Origin of the sequence: Enterococcus songbeiensis, from assembly GCF_005405265.1 — a bacterium.
Taxonomy (GTDB): domain Bacteria; phylum Bacillota; class Bacilli; order Lactobacillales; family Enterococcaceae; genus Enterococcus_C; species Enterococcus_C songbeiensis.
The window spans coordinates 70,859-86,684 of record NZ_BJDS01000007.1 but is presented as its reverse complement, the minus strand read 5'-3'; the positions used below and the strand labels follow the sequence as shown (position 1 = coordinate 86,684).

The 15,826-nt window shown below is 40.2% G+C and carries 10 protein-coding genes; 1 reads left to right on the top strand and 9 read right to left on the bottom strand.

Annotated elements, in window-relative coordinates:
- Positions 1-71: 71 nt before the first annotated feature.
- Genes FFM66_RS04725 through FFM66_RS04710 form a run of 4 tightly spaced genes read right to left on the bottom strand, consistent with a single transcriptional unit; the run spans position 72 to position 2,955 of the window.
- Positions 72-728, bottom strand: coding sequence for an amino acid ABC transporter permease (locus tag FFM66_RS04725; RefSeq protein WP_048605175.1), 657 nt, complete (start codon positions 726-728; stop codon positions 72-74).
- A 15-nt stretch (positions 729-743) separates the two neighbouring features.
- The gene (locus FFM66_RS04720) at positions 744-1,391 is read right to left on the bottom strand and encodes an amino acid ABC transporter permease (RefSeq protein ID WP_137605157.1); all 648 of its coding nucleotides are present in this window, start codon (positions 1,389-1,391) and stop codon (positions 744-746) included.
- Positions 1,392-1,393: 2 nt separating this feature from the next.
- Positions 1,394-2,206: a transporter substrate-binding domain-containing protein gene (locus FFM66_RS04715; protein ID WP_137605156.1), complete on the bottom strand. Its 813-nt coding sequence runs from the start codon at positions 2,204-2,206 to the stop codon at positions 1,394-1,396.
- Positions 2,207-2,217: 11 nt separating this feature from the next.
- The gene (locus tag FFM66_RS04710; RefSeq protein WP_048605172.1) at positions 2,218-2,955 is read right to left on the bottom strand and encodes an amino acid ABC transporter ATP-binding protein; all 738 of its coding nucleotides are present in this window, start codon (positions 2,953-2,955) and stop codon (positions 2,218-2,220) included.
- A 273-nt stretch (positions 2,956-3,228) separates the two neighbouring features.
- Between FFM66_RS04710 and trpS the strand changes: the two genes are divergently transcribed.
- A complete protein-coding gene (gene trpS / locus FFM66_RS04705; RefSeq protein ID WP_137605155.1) occupies positions 3,229-4,239 on the top strand; it encodes a tryptophan--tRNA ligase in 1,011 nt (336 codons plus the stop codon).
- A 62-nt stretch (positions 4,240-4,301) separates the two neighbouring features.
- Here the strand turns inward: trpS and pheT are convergent, their stop codons facing one another.
- The 5 genes from pheT to FFM66_RS04680 form a co-directional block, all read right to left on the bottom strand.
- A complete protein-coding gene (gene pheT / locus FFM66_RS04700) occupies positions 4,302-6,722 on the bottom strand; it encodes a phenylalanine--tRNA ligase subunit beta (protein WP_137605154.1) in 2,421 nt (806 codons plus the stop codon).
- A 6-nt stretch (positions 6,723-6,728) separates the two neighbouring features.
- Positions 6,729-7,772, bottom strand: coding sequence for a phenylalanine--tRNA ligase subunit alpha (pheS, locus tag FFM66_RS04695; protein WP_048605169.1), 1,044 nt, complete (start codon positions 7,770-7,772; stop codon positions 6,729-6,731).
- A 333-nt stretch (positions 7,773-8,105) separates the two neighbouring features.
- Positions 8,106-8,429 (bottom strand): winged helix-turn-helix transcriptional regulator, encoded by a 324-nt coding sequence (locus tag FFM66_RS04690; protein WP_048605168.1) that lies wholly within the window; start codon positions 8,427-8,429, stop codon positions 8,106-8,108.
- Between the two features lie 64 nt (positions 8,430-8,493).
- Complete coding sequence (gene addA / locus FFM66_RS04685; protein WP_137605153.1) at positions 8,494-12,171, bottom strand: helicase-exonuclease AddAB subunit AddA; 3,678 nt, start codon at positions 12,169-12,171, stop codon at positions 8,494-8,496.
- On the bottom strand, positions 12,164-15,703 hold the full coding sequence (locus tag FFM66_RS04680) for a PD-(D/E)XK nuclease family protein (RefSeq protein ID WP_137605152.1): 3,540 nt from the start codon (positions 15,701-15,703) through the stop codon (positions 12,164-12,166). Before FFM66_RS04680 ends, addA begins: the two co-directional genes overlap by 8 nt.
- Between the last annotated feature and the right edge of the window lie 123 nt (positions 15,704-15,826).

Here is a 15,826-nt window from a genome sequence, read left to right as displayed (position 1 = left end):
AGCATTAAGATCCCTTAATAATTGTAAGAAAAGAAGAAACCGCGGAAAACGATTCGTTCTCCGCAGTTCTTTTAATAGTTGTATTGCTTTGTTTCCAAATAACGGGAAACCAAAGATAGTAGATAACAAACAGCAAAGTAGGCAATCGTCATTGCCAAAAACATCGGCAAAACATATTGTTCATTTTGACCGTAAATAATTTTAGCATTATGAGTTAACTCCGGCAATGAAATAATTACTGCCAGTGAAGTATCTTTAATCAAAGAAATCAACTGACTGAGAATCGCTGGAATCATTGATTTAAAAGCCTGTGGTAAAACAATTGTCCTCATCGATTCAAGATAACTTAATCCAGTCGATAAACCTGCCTCCATCTGTCCTTTTGGTACGGCATTTAAGCCAGCACGAAAAATTTCTGACAACATGGCTGATTCAAAAATTGTCAGCGCTACGACTGCTGACCAAAAAATGTCAAAGCTAATCCCAATTTGCGGTAAAGCAAAGTAGGTAAAGAAAATAATCAGCAGCAACGGTAAATTACGAATCACATCAATAATTATGCCGATGATCCGTGACAGAAATGGAACTTTGGAAAAACGAATCACACCAGCAAGTCCACCGATTAAAAAACTAAAAACGATAGAAAGCAGTGAGACTTCCACCGTTACCCGCAGTCCCTCAAAAAGAAAGCGCAGATTTACCCATGAAAATGCATCAAAAAAATTCATTATCTTCTCCCCTTTCTAAGAGCGAACTGCCCAGCGTTTTTCTAGATAAACCATCAAATACGACAATGGCAATGTAAGTGTCAAATAGAAAATCCCTACGATAATATACGTATCAAACGTATTAAAAGTCTCTCCGGCAATCAAATCTCCTTGATACATCAAATCTAATCCAGCGACCATCGCCAAAACCGAAGAATTTTTTACTAAATTGATGAATTGATTGCCTAATGGTGGAACCACGATTTTGAACGCTTGAGGCAAAATAATATATCGCATTGTTTGTGCGTAGGTAAAGCCTGAAGAGAGCCCCGCCTCCATTTGTCCTTTGGGAACGGTCTGGATTCCTGAACGAACGGTTTCTGCAATAAATGCTGAAGTATAAATGACTAGTCCAATCGTCCCAGCTTGGAACCCATCAATATTTGCGCCGTACATCGGTAAGACAACAAAGAAAAACATGGCAATAATCAACAAGGGAATATTTCTGAAAAATTCAACGTATGCTCTTGCTAAACCACGGATGATTTTACTTTTAGCTAATTGAAGAATCGCCATCATTGTCCCAATCAACAAACTAAAAAATAGTGCAATCAGACTGGAGTAAATGGTGAACTTAAACCCTTCCAGAAACATACCAGAATATTCATTAAAAAGTGTAAGCATAATTATTCCGCCACCTTTCCAGTTTCCGCATCAGGGAACCATTTTTGGAAAATCTCATCGTAACTACCGTCTTCATGCATTTCTTTCAATGCTTGATTGACCTCGTTTAAAAAATTCTCCTGTCCTTTATTAATCGCAATGCCATACGGCTCTTCTGTAAAGGTTCCTCCGACAAGCTCGTACTCATTATTTGCTGAAGCCATTCCCAATAAAATTGCGTTATCTGTGGTCATGACATCCCCTTGACCGGATTGCAAAGCGGTGAACGCCTCAGAATAATTTTCCAATTCTAAAATTTTCGCATCAGGTGCATGCTCGCGAATGTTCGCTGCAGAGGTGGAACCTTTTACTGCCAATACAGTATTTTCAGCACTTAGGTCATCGACACTTTTAATTGAGCCACCTTTTTTCACTAAAAGGGATTGTCCAGCATCAAAATAGACGTCTGAAAAATCAACTTGTTTTTTTCGTTCTTCTGAAATCGTCATAGTTGCGACGATGGCATCGATATTGCCATTTTTTAATAAAGGAATCCGCGTTTTCGATGTCACTTCTACAAAAATTGCATTCCCGTCACGACCTAAAAGTTTTTCCGTGATTTTTCGCGCAATATCGATATCAAAACCACGAACCTCGCCTGTTGCGATATCCATTAACCCAAAAAGTCGAGTGTCATATTTTACGCCCCATACGATTTGATTTTTTTCAATACTCGTTTTTGCAATATCTTGCTCTGCAACGCTCTTCCCACGGCAGGCACTTAAGCTGACCAAAACCAAAAGGAGAGCCAAAATCGTTCTTATTCTTTTTTTCATAAAGCGTCCTCCTAATGATCAATGACTTTACTGATGAATTGCTGTGCCCGATCAGTTTTTGGATGGTCAAAAAATTCTGCGACATTTCGACTTTCTTCAACGACTTCTCCGTCAGCCATAAAAACTACCCGATCCGCTACTTCTTTGGCAAAGCCCATTTCGTGGGTCACTACTACCATGGTCATTCCATCATGGGCTATTTTTTTCATAACATTTAGTACATCACCAATCATTTCCGGATCAAGGGCAGAGGTGGGCTCATCAAATAAAAGTACTTCTGGGTTCATCGCCAATCCTCGCGCGATTGCAACCCGCTGCTGTTGTCCCCCTGAAAGCATCGATGGATAGGAATCTTTTTTATCCAACATCCCAACTCGATTTAATAATTTTTCCGCTAAATCAATAGCTTCTGCTTCTTTTTTCTTTAACACTTTGATAGGCGCCAACGTGATATTTTCTAACACTGTTTTATTTGGGTATAAGTTAAAGTGCTGGAAGACCATTCCAATATTTTTACGGATCTCCGTCAGCTTCACATCCTTGCTGTGGAGATTTTTTTTATTGATTAACAATTCTCCGGAAGTGATGGTTTCAAGGCCGTTGATACAGCGCAGCATCGTACTTTTCCCTGATCCGGATGGTCCGATAACAACAACTACCTCTCCTTTTTCAAAAGTTAAATTGATATTTTTTAGTGCATGAAACTTCCCATAATACTTTTCGACTTGTTTAAATTCGATCATGGATATTTCGCCACCTTTCTCTATACTTAGAATTACATTAAATATTTTTTAAGATTAAGTAACATTATAGTCTACTATTTTTTAATTTGTAAAGTTTTTGTTGAAATTTTTTCAAATAAATCAATTATTTTTGTTTTTCATGACATTGCTATGTAATAAAATACGCTTTTGACTTCTGCTAAATGAGAAATCTTCCATTTATGGGAGTTGTTTCATCTTGAGAAAAAAGGTAAGATGAGAGTTGTAGATTTATAGATTTTTAGAAAAGGTGGAACTCACTTGAAAAATATTATTCTGACTGGAGATCGTCCAACGGGAAAACTCCATTTAGGTCATTATGTCGGCTCTCTAAAAAAACGAGTAGAAATGCAAAATGATCCTGAAAACCAACTATTTGTTATGATTGCAGACATGCAAGCTTTAACAGACAATGCGAAAAATCCTGAAAAAGTTTCTTCAAATGTCTTGGAAGTAGCTCTTGATTATCTTTCCGTCGGGTTAGATCCTGCCCGTACCACATTGTTTATCCAATCGCAAATTCCTCAATTAGCAGAATTGACGATGTATTATTTAAATCTCGTCAGTGTTGGTCGTGTGCGACGTAATCCGACCGTCAAAGCAGAAATCGAGCAAAAACAATTTGGTGAAGGCGTTCCAACTGGTTTCTTCATCTATCCTGTGTCACAGGCAGCTGACATCACCGCCTTTAAGGCTACATTGGTTCCTGTTGGTGAAGATCAAAAACCTATGTTGGAACAAACTCAAGAAATCGTCCACAGTTTCAACTCCACCTATAGAGAAGTTTTAGTTGAACCAAAAGCTGTTTTGCCCCCCAAAGGAATGGGTCGCTTACCAGGAATCGACGGCAACGGCAAAATGAGTAAATCTTTGGGTAATGGGATTTATTTAGCTGACCCTGCAGAAGTTGTACAGAAAAAAGTGATGAGTATGTATACGGACCCAAATCACATCCATGTGGAAGATCCTGGTCAGGTGGAAGGCAATATGGTCTTTACCTATCTTGATGTTTTCGGCAAAGACAAGGCCTATATTGAAGAGTTGAAGAATCATTACCGCCAAGGTGGACTTGGGGATGTTAAAATCAAACGCTATCTGATTGATGTTTTAGAAGAAGAATTAGCACCGATCCGCGCCCGCCGTGCAGAATTTGCAAAAGATCCTGCTGGTGTCATGGCGATCCTTCGTGAAGGTAGCCAGGCTGCTGAAAAAGTTGCATCTCAAACCCTATCAGAAGTCAAACGAGCAATGGGCATCGAATACTTTAATTAAAAAATCAAAAATTCCGCCGGCTAAAATAGTCAGCGGAATTTTTTTTAACTATTATTTATTTTTTATCGAATTTCAGCTGCAACTTCACTTGTTAAGGCGCCCACTACTTTTTCCATCGCCCGATTGATTTCTTCGTCCGTCAATGTTGCGTCTGGATTACCAAATGTCAGACTGTAAGCCATTGAGCGGTAGCCTGCTTCAATATTTTTTCCTTGATAAACATCGAACAATTGAATCGAATTCAAATATTTTCCGGCAGCTGTGCGAATAACTTCAACGATTGTTTGACTCGCAACGTCTTGTTTGACCAACAAAGCGATATCCCGACTTACTGATGGGAATTTGGAAACGGCTTGATAGATAACTTTTGCCACATCAGCCGCTAACAAGGCTTCCAAGTTCAACTCTGCCACATAGGTTTCAGAAATAGCATATTGCTTCGCCACACTCGGATGGACTTGTCCAACAAAACCGATTTTATCTTCTCCTAAGAAAATCTCAGCTGTTCTTCCCGGATGCATTTCCGGCATTTCAGCAGTCTTTTGATAAGTGATTCGCTCATTGATGGAAAGTGTCTGGAACAAGTTTTCCAAAATTCCTTTAATCGTAAAGAAATCCACTTTTTCTGCTGGCATTTGCCAATCTTTGCTTTGCCAATCCCCAGATAATGCCAACGCTACGTGAGTTTCTTCCAACGGTAGATTTTTCTTAGGATCTGCTTCTTGATAAAAGACCCGACCGATTTCGTACAACGCAATTTGCGTATTCTTACGGGCAACATTGTAAGCAACATCATCCAACAACCCACTAATTAAATTCAGGCGTAATACAGATCGTTCTTCACTCATCGGCCAATCCAAACGAGTCATTTGGCTTTCACGCATCATGAAAGAAGCAGATTTGTCTTCTGTTGTTAACGCATAGCTGATTGCTTCTGAAACGCCGGAACCTTCCAAGACTGTCCGAATCTTCCGTGTTTTTGCTTGCTCAGCTGTCAAACTACCAGCAACCGTTTCGCCACTTGGTAAAGTCGAAGGCAAACGATCATATCCATAGATTCTGGCAACTTCTTCAATGATATCCGCCTCAATCGTAATATCCCATCGCCGAGGTGGGATCGTCACTGTGTAAGTTTCTTCTTTTTCTTCAAAAGGGAAACCTAACGCATCGAAAATATGATTGACTTCAGCAACTGTCAGTTTTGTTCCTAATGAACGATTGATTTTTTCTAAGCGAATCGTGACAACTTGATCTTCTACTTTGATTTCAGATCCGCTAACACGTCCTTTTAGTACATTCCCTCCGGCTAATTCAGCGATCATGGCTGCTGCTGCATCACTTGCTGCACCAATCGTTGCTTTGTTGATGCCCTTTTCAAAACGTGCGGAAGATTCACTGCGTAAATTAAATTGCTTCGATGTTCGACGAATCGAAACACCATCAAATAAGGCAGATTCTAACGCTACGGTTGTTGTCGTTTCTGAAATTTCAGAGTCCAATCCTCCCATTACACCAGCCAATGCAACCGGAACTTTTCCATTAGTGATTACAATGTTTTCTGGTGTCAATTCTCTGGTTTCTCCATCCAGAGTAACAAATTTTTCCTGTGGAGTAGCACGACGAACAAGAATTTCTTTACTACCTAGTTTGTCATAATCAAACGCATGCAACGGTTGACCAAACAACAATAAAATATAGTTGGTCACATCCACCACATTATTAATTGGACGAATTCCTTCATTCATCAACCGATTTTGCAACCATTGAGGACTTGGTGCGATTTTAACATTTTCAATGATGCGAATTTGATAGACGGGCGCATCTGTCGTATCCTCAACTGTCACTTGGATTTTCTCCGCTGCAGCTTCTTCTGATTCCACTAACGTTTCTTCTTTGAATTGCGGTTTTTGATTATAGATTGCTCCGACCTCGTAAGCAACACCTCGCATACTTAATGCATCTGCACGATTCGGTGTAATCGAAAGTTCAATGATACTGTCATCCATATCAAGATAAGAAAAAACTGGTTCGCCATTGACAGCAGTTTCTGGCATATATTGGATGCCTTCCGAATATTCTTTTGGAATCACGCTGTCACTATAACCGATTTCCTGCAAAGAGCAGATCATTCCATTTGAAACTTCTCCCCGCATTTTTCCCTTTTTAATTTTCACATTGCCGGCAATCCGTGAGCCCGGTAAAGCAACAATTACTTTGATGCCCGCCTTCACATTTGGTGCACCGCAAACGATTTGAGACAATTCTTCTTCACCAATATCTACTTGACAAATAGATAGGTGGTCAGAATCAGGATGTGGTTTACATTCCTTAACCTCACCGATAACGATTTTTTTCAAACCGGTTTGCGGTTGAGTAACACCTTCAACTTCAATACCGGTAACAGACATTTTATCTGCCAATTCTTGTGGCGAAACGGCAGAAAGGTCAAGATATTCATTTAACCATTTATAGGATACTAACATTTTTCTTTATTCCCCCTTGAATTGACTTAAAAAGCGTAGATCATTTTGATAAAAATTCCGGATATCATTGACGCCATATCGTAGCATTGCTACTCGATCTGGTCCTAATCCAAAAGCAAACCCGCTGTATTCTTCCGGATCGATGCCTGACATTTTTAATACATTTGGATGAACCATGCCGGCGCCTAAAATTTCAATCCAGCCAGTGTACTTGCAGACGTTACATCCAGCACCGCCGCACTTGAAGCAGCTAACATCCACTTCAACAGAAGGTTCCGTAAACGGAAAATAACTTGGACGTAGACGAATTTCACGTTCTTCACCAAACATTTTCTTCATCATGACTTCCAATGTACCTTTTAAATCTGCCATTGTTACGTTTTTATCTACGACCAATCCTTCAATTTGGTGGAATTGATGGCTGTGAGTCGCGTCATCTGTATCTCTACGGAAAACTTTCCCCGGTGAGATCATTCGTAACGGACCTTTTGAAAAATCATGGGATTCCATTACTCGTGCTTGAACCGGAGACGTATGGGTCCGAATCAAAATATCTTCTGAAATATAAAAAGTATCTTGCATATCCCGTGCCGGATGATCTTTTGGCAAATTCATTCGTTCAAAGTTGTAATGATCTGATTCAACTTCATACCCTTCAATGATTTGATAACCCATACCGACGAAAATATCTTCAATTTCTTCCATAATTTGGGTCAATACATGACGATCGCCTTGTTTAACAGGTTTTCCCGGTAGCGTCACGTCAATACTTTCCTTGACTAACGCTTGGTTCATGGCTGCTTGTTCCAGTTCTGCTTTTTTTTCTTCGATTTTTTGCGTCAATAAGTCACGAATCTCATTCGCAAAGCTGCCGACTTTTGGTCGTTCTTCCGCAGACAGGTCCTTCATTCCTCGTAAGACTTCTGTGATTGGTCCTTTTTTTCCTAATGTTTCCACACGAATTTGATTTAATAAATTCAAATCGATTGCTTCATTGATTTTATTAAGCGTTTCATGCTTCAATGCTTCCAGTTGTTCCTGTAAAGACATTTCTTTTCCTCCTATTTTGTTAAGAAATTTTCTTAAGGAAAATCTCCTTATTTTGTCGCACAAAAAGAGACCCCATTCCATAAAGGAACGAGGTCTCGCGTTACCATCCTATTTTCGTGACAACATCACGCACTTGATTTGATTAACGGTTGTGATGACCGGTCTGAGGGTAAGCTCAGACTAGCTCAGGAAGTGAACTTCATTTTTCGAACAATGCCCCTGCTTTCAGTCTGCGACAGGGTTCCCTTTTCAAGTTCAGCCAAATTACTCTTTTCCGTCAAAGCTATTTTAACTATTTGAATGTATTCAGTGTACAAAACTTTTCACATAAAATCAACTGCATTCTTCAGGAGTAATCCATTTCTCGCTCCAATTTTTCACTGAAATAAGACTTTTTTCAAAATCAGTTCCTTTTTCTGTCAACGTATAAAGATTTTCTTCTTTTGCGATAATTCCTTCTCGTTCCAGTTCCCGCAAACGTTCCACTAAGACACGATCACTCACCTCAGGAATTTTTTTTGCCAATTCAACAAAACGTTGGGAGCCGTCTTCAATCAAAACATCGATAATCAGACCATTCCATTTTTTTCCTAAAATCGAGAATGCCTTTTCGAACTTGGGACAGAGTGAAAATTCTGCTGCTTTTACTTGTTCCATCTTTCGTCACCTCGCTATGAGTATACCACATCTCTTACAATTTGTAAGTGAACAAGTTTCTCGATTAATTAAGTGTCAGCAATTGTTTTCCCGAAAGTAAAACAAGATAGGTTTCGGTTACCGGTTTATTATACGCTTCTTCCAATGCTTCACGATACAGTTTTAATTGCCCTCGATATTTTGCTGCTAACGAATCGGTATCACCATTGATAATGTGGTCGGTTTTAAAATCATATAAAATTAGATGATCTTCAAATTCAATGAACCCATCAATAATTCCGTGAATCAGTAATTCATCTTTTACTTCGTCATAGTCAACAAAAATTTGTTCAGCATTCTTCAACATCGCAAAAGGTTGTTCTCGTTTCACTTTTCCCGAATTGGCAAGCAGTTGCTCCCCTAATGGGGTACCAAAAAACCACAGTAAACTTTCTCGATCAATTTTTTTCGCCACTGTAATATCCAGTGTTCCACAAGAAACTAACTGTTGGATAAAGTCTTCGATACTTTCAGCAGTTGGTTTTTGGGTTAACGGCAACATCTGCATCGTTGTGTGGGTCGCAGTTCCGACACTAGCGGCATCCGTTGCTGTCTGTTCAATGAACTGCGGGCGGGACAGTCGTTCTTCAGTATAACGATACTGTTGAAAAACAGCTTTTTCCTGAGTACTTTGCCAAGTTAAGCGGGCATCATCCAAGTTATCGGGATCATCAAAAATTCGTTTGATTTCCGATACAGATTGATAGCTTGTCGTCATCGGAGCCTTTTCGAAAGGATACTGGTATTCTAAGCGCTGTTGCAGTTTTGGAAGTACGCCTTCCTCACTGCTTGCGCTTGCTAAAATCAATGTCGGTTTTTCTTCAATCGTTTGAAGGGCTGTAGAAATTTGCTCTTGATTCCACCATTGAATTTTAAAATGAGCGTCTGAGGATACTGTAAATTGGCGTTCACTAGCCTCGGAAAAAATTGTTTCCATCTCCGGATGGCGCATTAAACTCATTCCCACCCAGTTTAGCAAAATATTCGTTTTTTTCATCCGCAAAACAGGATTCAGAACCAATTCTTTTTGGGACAAAGCTTCACGCCATTTTTTCAAGGCATCGGTTCGATCTTTATAGGAACCCACTAAGAATAATTTTTGCTCTGCTCGAGTTAACGCAACATAAAGTTTTCGCATTTCCTCCGAAAACGCTTTTTTCAATCGTAATTGCTGAATCGCCTGATAAGGCATGGTCCCATAGCGAACCCGCCGATCAGGGTCAATGTATTGAATCCCCGCACCTAATCTTTCTTCAAAAATATAGTCACGGGTGAAATCTTGATTATTGAAATTTTTTGACATATCCAGTAAGAAAACAATCGGAAATTCCAGCCCTTTGCTGGCATGAATCGTCATGACTCGAACAGCATTTTCAACCGGCATTGCAAGAGGCTCAGCCAAATCTTTGTCCTTTTCCTGCATTTTCTCGATGAAACGAATAAATTGGTACAAGCCACGAAAGCTACTACGTTCATAGCTTTGTGCACGATCTACCAGAGCAATCAGATTTGCGTACCGCTGTTGTCCAGCCGGAAGTCCTAATACATAGTCCGGATAAGCCGATTCTTCATAAATTTCCCAGAGTAATTCTGGAATTGCCAGTTTCTTCGAATGATCTCGCCAGCGAGCAAATGTTTCAAGAAAAGCGACAACTTTCTCCTGCAACGGCGTTTCAATTACTTCCGTAAATTCCAGCAGTGCTTGATAAAAATCTGCCGTCGTATTCGCCAAACGAATCAATGCTAATTCATCTTCTTGCAGTCCAACGATTGGCGAACGTAATACTGCCGCCAACGGAATATCATTGTAAGGATTGTCAATAATCTGCAACAAACTGATCATGGTTTTAATCTCGGTTGCTTGAAAATAATTTTGAGCGTCATTTACTTCCAAGGGAATCGCAAATTTCTTGAACACATCTAAAATATCTAAATTATTTTTCTTCGTCGGTGTCAATAAAACAATGTCGCGATAATCAACCGGTCGATTGCTGCCGATTTTTTTATCAAAAATCTCAAATTTCTGATCGATCAGCTCACGAATTTTCAGCGCTGTCACATAAAGTTCACCTTCTGTTTTGCTTTCAACAACTTCCGAGTCTTCTTCTACCGCCTTTTCGTAAATCAACAGCTCTGTATGGAATTGATCACTCTCAGGAAACGCAGGAAAACCTGGAATCAGCGCTGCGGCTTCATCGTAAGGAATCTGCCCTACCCGTTCATCCATCAATTGTTGAAAAACCAGATTGGTAAAGGCGAGAACCTCTTGGCGAGAACGAAAATTTTCTGCAAGGACAATCCGACGTCCTCCTTTTTCTTGACCAAAAGACAAATATTTTTCGATAAATAATGTCGGATCAGCCAAGCGAAAGGCATAGATTGATTGCTTGACATCCCCTACCATAAACATATTTCCAGGTGACTCCTCTTGGCGAACCCAGAATAAAAGTGCTTCCTGCAATCGGTTGACATCCTGATACTCATCTACTAAAACTTCTTCAAACTTTGTGCGGTAATAAGTCGCCGCTTCACTTCCAGCTCCATTATTTCCTTGTAGAATCTGCAAAGCAAAATGTTCCAGATCATTGAAATCCAAAACACCTTTATCTTGTTTTCGTTGTTGATATCGGTCAATAAACTCTGCTGTCAGCTCCGCCATTTTTTCGACAAGGGGCAGCGATTTTTCCATCAATTCGGTCATTCGTTGGGGAGAATATGGTAACGCCTCATTGATGCCCGTCTCTAAATAACTGCGGGCAGTCTTTCGCAGTTCGCCGATTTCATCGGAGAGGGCTTTGTATTCTGCTTTTCGCAAGCCGGGATAGCGTTGCTTTAAATCAAACCCTTCAACTTGGCTGTAAGCTGTCGCTAAATTATCGGCTACTACCGCATCATAAAGTCGTTGGGCTTGATTTTGTTCGTGAGCAATAAATCCATGAATTTTTTCAAACGCAGGATCAAATTCCGATAAACGAAATGCCTGCTGGTAATGTTCCAACGACATCTGAAGCGCATTAATCAATAAGGGTTTGATTTGGGATTGGTACAGAGGATTTTTCTCTAAACCATCTGTTGCTTCATAATTTTTTTTCAGACTCGCTAACCAAGCCTTTGGATCAGGATTTGCCCGAGCGAAAGTGTAAAGAGACATAATCAAATCCGTCAAGCCTTCATCCGAACGGTCACCGGAAAAATTTTCCGTCAATTGGAAGAAAACTTCTTCTTTCGCTTCATATTTTTCCTCCCGCAGTTCACCCCAGACTTCTTCTTTTAACAATAAAATCTCGGTTTCATCGGTCAACATTCGAAATACCGGATCAAGATCAATCAAAAAATAAAAGCGGCGAATGATTGTTAAACAAAAAGAATGCAGAGTGGAAATGTTCGCTGTTGGCAGTAAAACCAGCTGCTTCGTAAAATGTTGTCGTCTTTTTTCGTTAGATTCCTGATTGACCGCCAATTGCAGTGCTTCTTGGATTCGTTCTTTCATTTCCCGTGCAGCTGCTTCGGTAAAAGTAACAATCAATAATTCGTCGATGTTGCTGCCACTTTTCAGTTTTTCAATGACCCGGCGAACCAATACCGTCGTTTTTCCTGATCCGGCAGAAGCTGAAACCAGCAAATTGTCCCCTTTATCAAAAATCGCCTGCCATTGACGATCGGTAAACTTTTCATTTTGGGGTTTTAAAGGGATATCAGTCATTTTCTTCCTCCATCATTCGCTTCAACACGTCTTCTTTTGATAATTTTTCCAATCGATGGTAATTATTTTCCGGCAGCATGACATCAAACTCACACACGCTTCGAAATGGGCAAAATTGACAGGCAATCCGTTCTTTGCCCTTATAGGCTGGGTTTAACCCGATATCGCCAGAAACAATTTTTTCACCCGCTTGCTGCATTTGAGTGCGATTATGCTGCATCAGAATTCGTAACTCGTCTTCCGTATAGAACTTCGGTGAATTTTTCGTTGGTTTCTGAAGCTGTCCTTCTTTATCCATCTTCAAAGGAAAGACCGCCGAATTTTCTTTTGGCGCTAACGATTGGTCAAGTCTTTCGAATAAGCGAGGATCATCCACAAATAAACCGTCAAACTGGTACTTTTTCAACTGAGCATTTTCATCGCTTTCCTCTGGTTTCAACACAGGATTGTACACATGCATATAATACGCTCCGCCGGGTTTGACAACATCAGTACCCACTAGCTGGACGGCATCGGTCAATGCCACATCCAAATAAGTAACCAACTGCATTGCTAAGCCGTAATAAGCATCCACAACATCAAATTGTCGATGACTTGACTTGTAATCAACGACTGATAACCAAGTATCCGTACCGTTCGTTGCAGTATCAACCCGATCAATTTTTCCACGAACATGAAGCTTTCCACCAGTAGTCAGCGGCAACTCCAAACCAGAGATTCCCTTCTGACTAGCAATTTGACCAAATAAAACCTCTGTTTGAATCGGGGAAAGATCTGATCTTTGGCTTTGTCTTTGCAATGCCCAAGTCACTTTTTTGATTGTTTTTCCTAGTTGATAACGAATATAGTTTAAACGTGCAGAGCTGTTCAATACTTGGAACCGCGGCTCACCAAAAATTCGTACCAATATTTCTTCAATGAATTGCTCCCGTTGCTGGTCATCCATTTCTTGCAGTGGTGTTCCTTTTTCAATCAGAGCCGTCAAAAATTGATCCAGCGAATCATGGAAAAATTCTCCGGTCATAATCGGATTTAAGCCATAGATGCGTCGTTCTTTCAATCGTAAGCCAAAGTTTGCAAAATATTTGTATTCACAGTTATAAAAACTTTCCATTCGTGAAATCGAAGTATAAATGTCCTGACCATATAATTTTTCTGCTAACTCAGGAGAAAGACTGACGGGAACATTTTGATGGGTGCGACTTTCAAACACTTTATGAGCAAACTCGGCAATCGGAGAAGCCATCAGCAGTTTTTCCAAACCAAGCCAAACTGGCGGCAGGGTCTTTTTTTCATCCGCAGCTTGTCGATAAAGATCGTTCAACTGACTGACAAGGTTTCGATAGGTGCTGACAAAATGCTCTGCTTTGCTTTGGGTAGTCAGAGGATTTTTCTCAATAACTGAAATACCCAAATAAGTAACCAAGCGTTTGACATACGGCGAAAGCTGCAAATTCTGTTGTGTATCGTAATTGGCAGCATAGCTCAAATATAAGCGTTCTGTCCCGGATAGAAAAACGTGGTAGGCTTCCAATGGTGCGTTTGAAAGAGAATCTGCTACTGCGTCCCGTAAAAACTGTTGTTCACCAAATTGTTCATTCAGACGTTGACGGTCTTCACTTGTCAGCAGGCTATGATCTTCCATCGTCCGAGGAAAAGTTTGCTCGTTCAATCCCACCGCAAAAGTGATTTTGGCTTGATTTGGTCGAGCCAACTGCAAACGGTTGATTCGAACTTGATCGATTGCTGTCGGAATTTTTCCGTAAGTGGCATTTTCTAAACCAGTAGAAAAGATTGTTTGGAAAACAGTAAAATCAAAGGTATCTTCCCCATAAATCTGCAAATAATCATCCATCAGATCCATCAGTGCCTGCCACGTTTGTTCATGATTTCGAGCTAAATCAAGGTGTCCTTCGGCAATATCTTGATCCCGCCAATGAAGCAGTTGTTGTTCAACTCCTGCTGTCACTAAAAACTGATACAGCTTTTTGACCGCTTCTGCACCGGTTTCACTGACTTTTAATTCCTGTAAAAAGACAGCAATCTGTTGACTAAATTGCCGGCGGACAAAGTTGGTCATCCGCGTTAGTTCCTTCGTTTCTTCCAATTCATTTTGATCGTAGTCGTAATGAATTACCTGCCAGTCTTCAGAACGTGTCCAATAGGTTCCTTGAAAATTATTTTCCAACGCCACATTTTCAGTTTGATCAATGTAATCACGAAATAGGGTTTGTGCCTGTTGCCACTCTGGCTGGTTTTCTTCAAGATCGTGAGGCAAAAAAAGCCCCGTCTTCAACAAGCGTAAAATATCCTGTAATCGGTAATTGTATCGCTGGATCGCAAATAATGACTGCAAAAATTCTACTAGCGGATGCTGTGCCATATACCAATCACGGTCAAGATAAAAAGGTAAATCGAGTTCCTTAAAAATTGAAGGAATCAACTGTCCATAAAGATCCGGCTCTGCGGTTAATAACTGGATATCTTTGTATCGAATCTGCGGATTTTCCGCAACCAATTTTCGAATCTCCACGCCAATTTGACGAATTTCTTCTTCTGGGTTGACCGCCTTCCAAATCTGCAGACAATCATCTGCGGGCAAATTGGCTTCAAACTTTTCCTGATTTTGGGTTTGCCGCCACAATCGTTCAACCTCTGTCAAACACGTAGCCGACTTGTCCGGCGCCTTTTCGTCAAATGCCACTGCCACATTGTTGGCTGAGGCAAACGATTTTAGTTGAAAATAGGTGGTTCCGGCTTCCCGAAAAAGATTTAAAGGAGAGGGCGCCTCAACCGGATACCCTCGATCTAAAAGCAAAGAAACAAAAAGAGAGCCTTTTTGCATCAGCGTATCTAATAAAAGCAGCTCCTGTCCGCTAAAACCTGAAAAACCAGTCACGATGAATAACGTTTTAGACAAATTCGGCATCACGGAAAAACAGTCTTGGTCTTCTGTAAGAAAGCGAGTCAATGTTGCAATAGGGTTTTCCACCTGCAGCTCACGTTCCTGCAATTCATTTTGATATGCACGATAAATCAACATTAAATCTTTAAATTTCAATTGCTGATCTGCTTCATTTGTTTTTTCTGACTGTAATTGAATCTGCAAATCTTCTGGGGAAATATTTCCCATTTGTAATTCTAAAAACAAGTCAAGTAATTGTTGGATAAATCCCTCTTTAGAAACTTCTCCCCGATAAACCGTTAATTGTTCTGCTAAGTCTTGCAAAACTCGACGCATAATCATCGCGCTGCCGACTTCGGAAATAACATTTTTTGATAACAATCCGGTTTGTTGCAAGAAGTACCAGGCTAACCGATGAAAGCTGAATACCTGTGTGCGGATTGTACTGAAATTTTCTCCATGTTTAAGTCCAGATAAAATTTCATGTTCTTGTTCAAATTTATTGTAATTAGGAACCAGGAAAAAAACTTGATTCTCTGAATCTTCTATCAACCATTGCTGTGCTTTTTCTAAATAGGCTTGCGCATGATTTTTGCCGCCATCGCCAAGTAAAAATTGTAAAGACATCTTCGCGCCTCCTTTTTCTGGAACATATGTTCAGTATAACAAAAAAAAGCCGAAAATTTCGGCTTTGACCCTAAAAAAGCAACAGGTTTTTAGAAATTTTCGTAAAAAAAAGAACCCCGCTAA

Excerpts from the sequence above, each read along its gene's own strand:
- FFM66_RS04690 (WP_048605168.1), bottom strand. The coding sequence starts at position 8,429 with ATGGAACAAGTAAAAGCAGCAGAATTTTCACTCTGTCCCAAGTTCGAA.
- pheS (WP_048605169.1), bottom strand. The coding sequence starts at position 7,772 with ATGTCTTTACAGGAACAACTGGAAGCATTGAAGCATGAAACGCTTAAT.
- pheT (WP_137605154.1), bottom strand. The coding sequence starts at position 6,722 with ATGTTAGTATCCTATAAATGGTTAAATGAATATCTTGACCTTTCTGCC.
- FFM66_RS04680 (WP_137605152.1), bottom strand. The coding sequence starts at position 15,703 with ATGTCTTTACAATTTTTACTTGGCGATGGCGGCAAAAATCATGCGCAA.
- FFM66_RS04715 (WP_137605156.1), bottom strand. The coding sequence starts at position 2,206 with ATGAAAAAAAGAATAAGAACGATTTTGGCTCTCCTTTTGGTTTTGGTC.
- addA (WP_137605153.1), bottom strand. The coding sequence starts at position 12,171 with ATGACTGATATCCCTTTAAAACCCCAAAATGAAAAGTTTACCGATCGT.
- FFM66_RS04725 (WP_048605175.1), bottom strand. The coding sequence starts at position 728 with ATGAATTTTTTTGATGCATTTTCATGGGTAAATCTGCGCTTTCTTTTT.
- FFM66_RS04720 (WP_137605157.1), bottom strand. The coding sequence starts at position 1,391 with ATGCTTACACTTTTTAATGAATATTCTGGTATGTTTCTGGAAGGGTTT.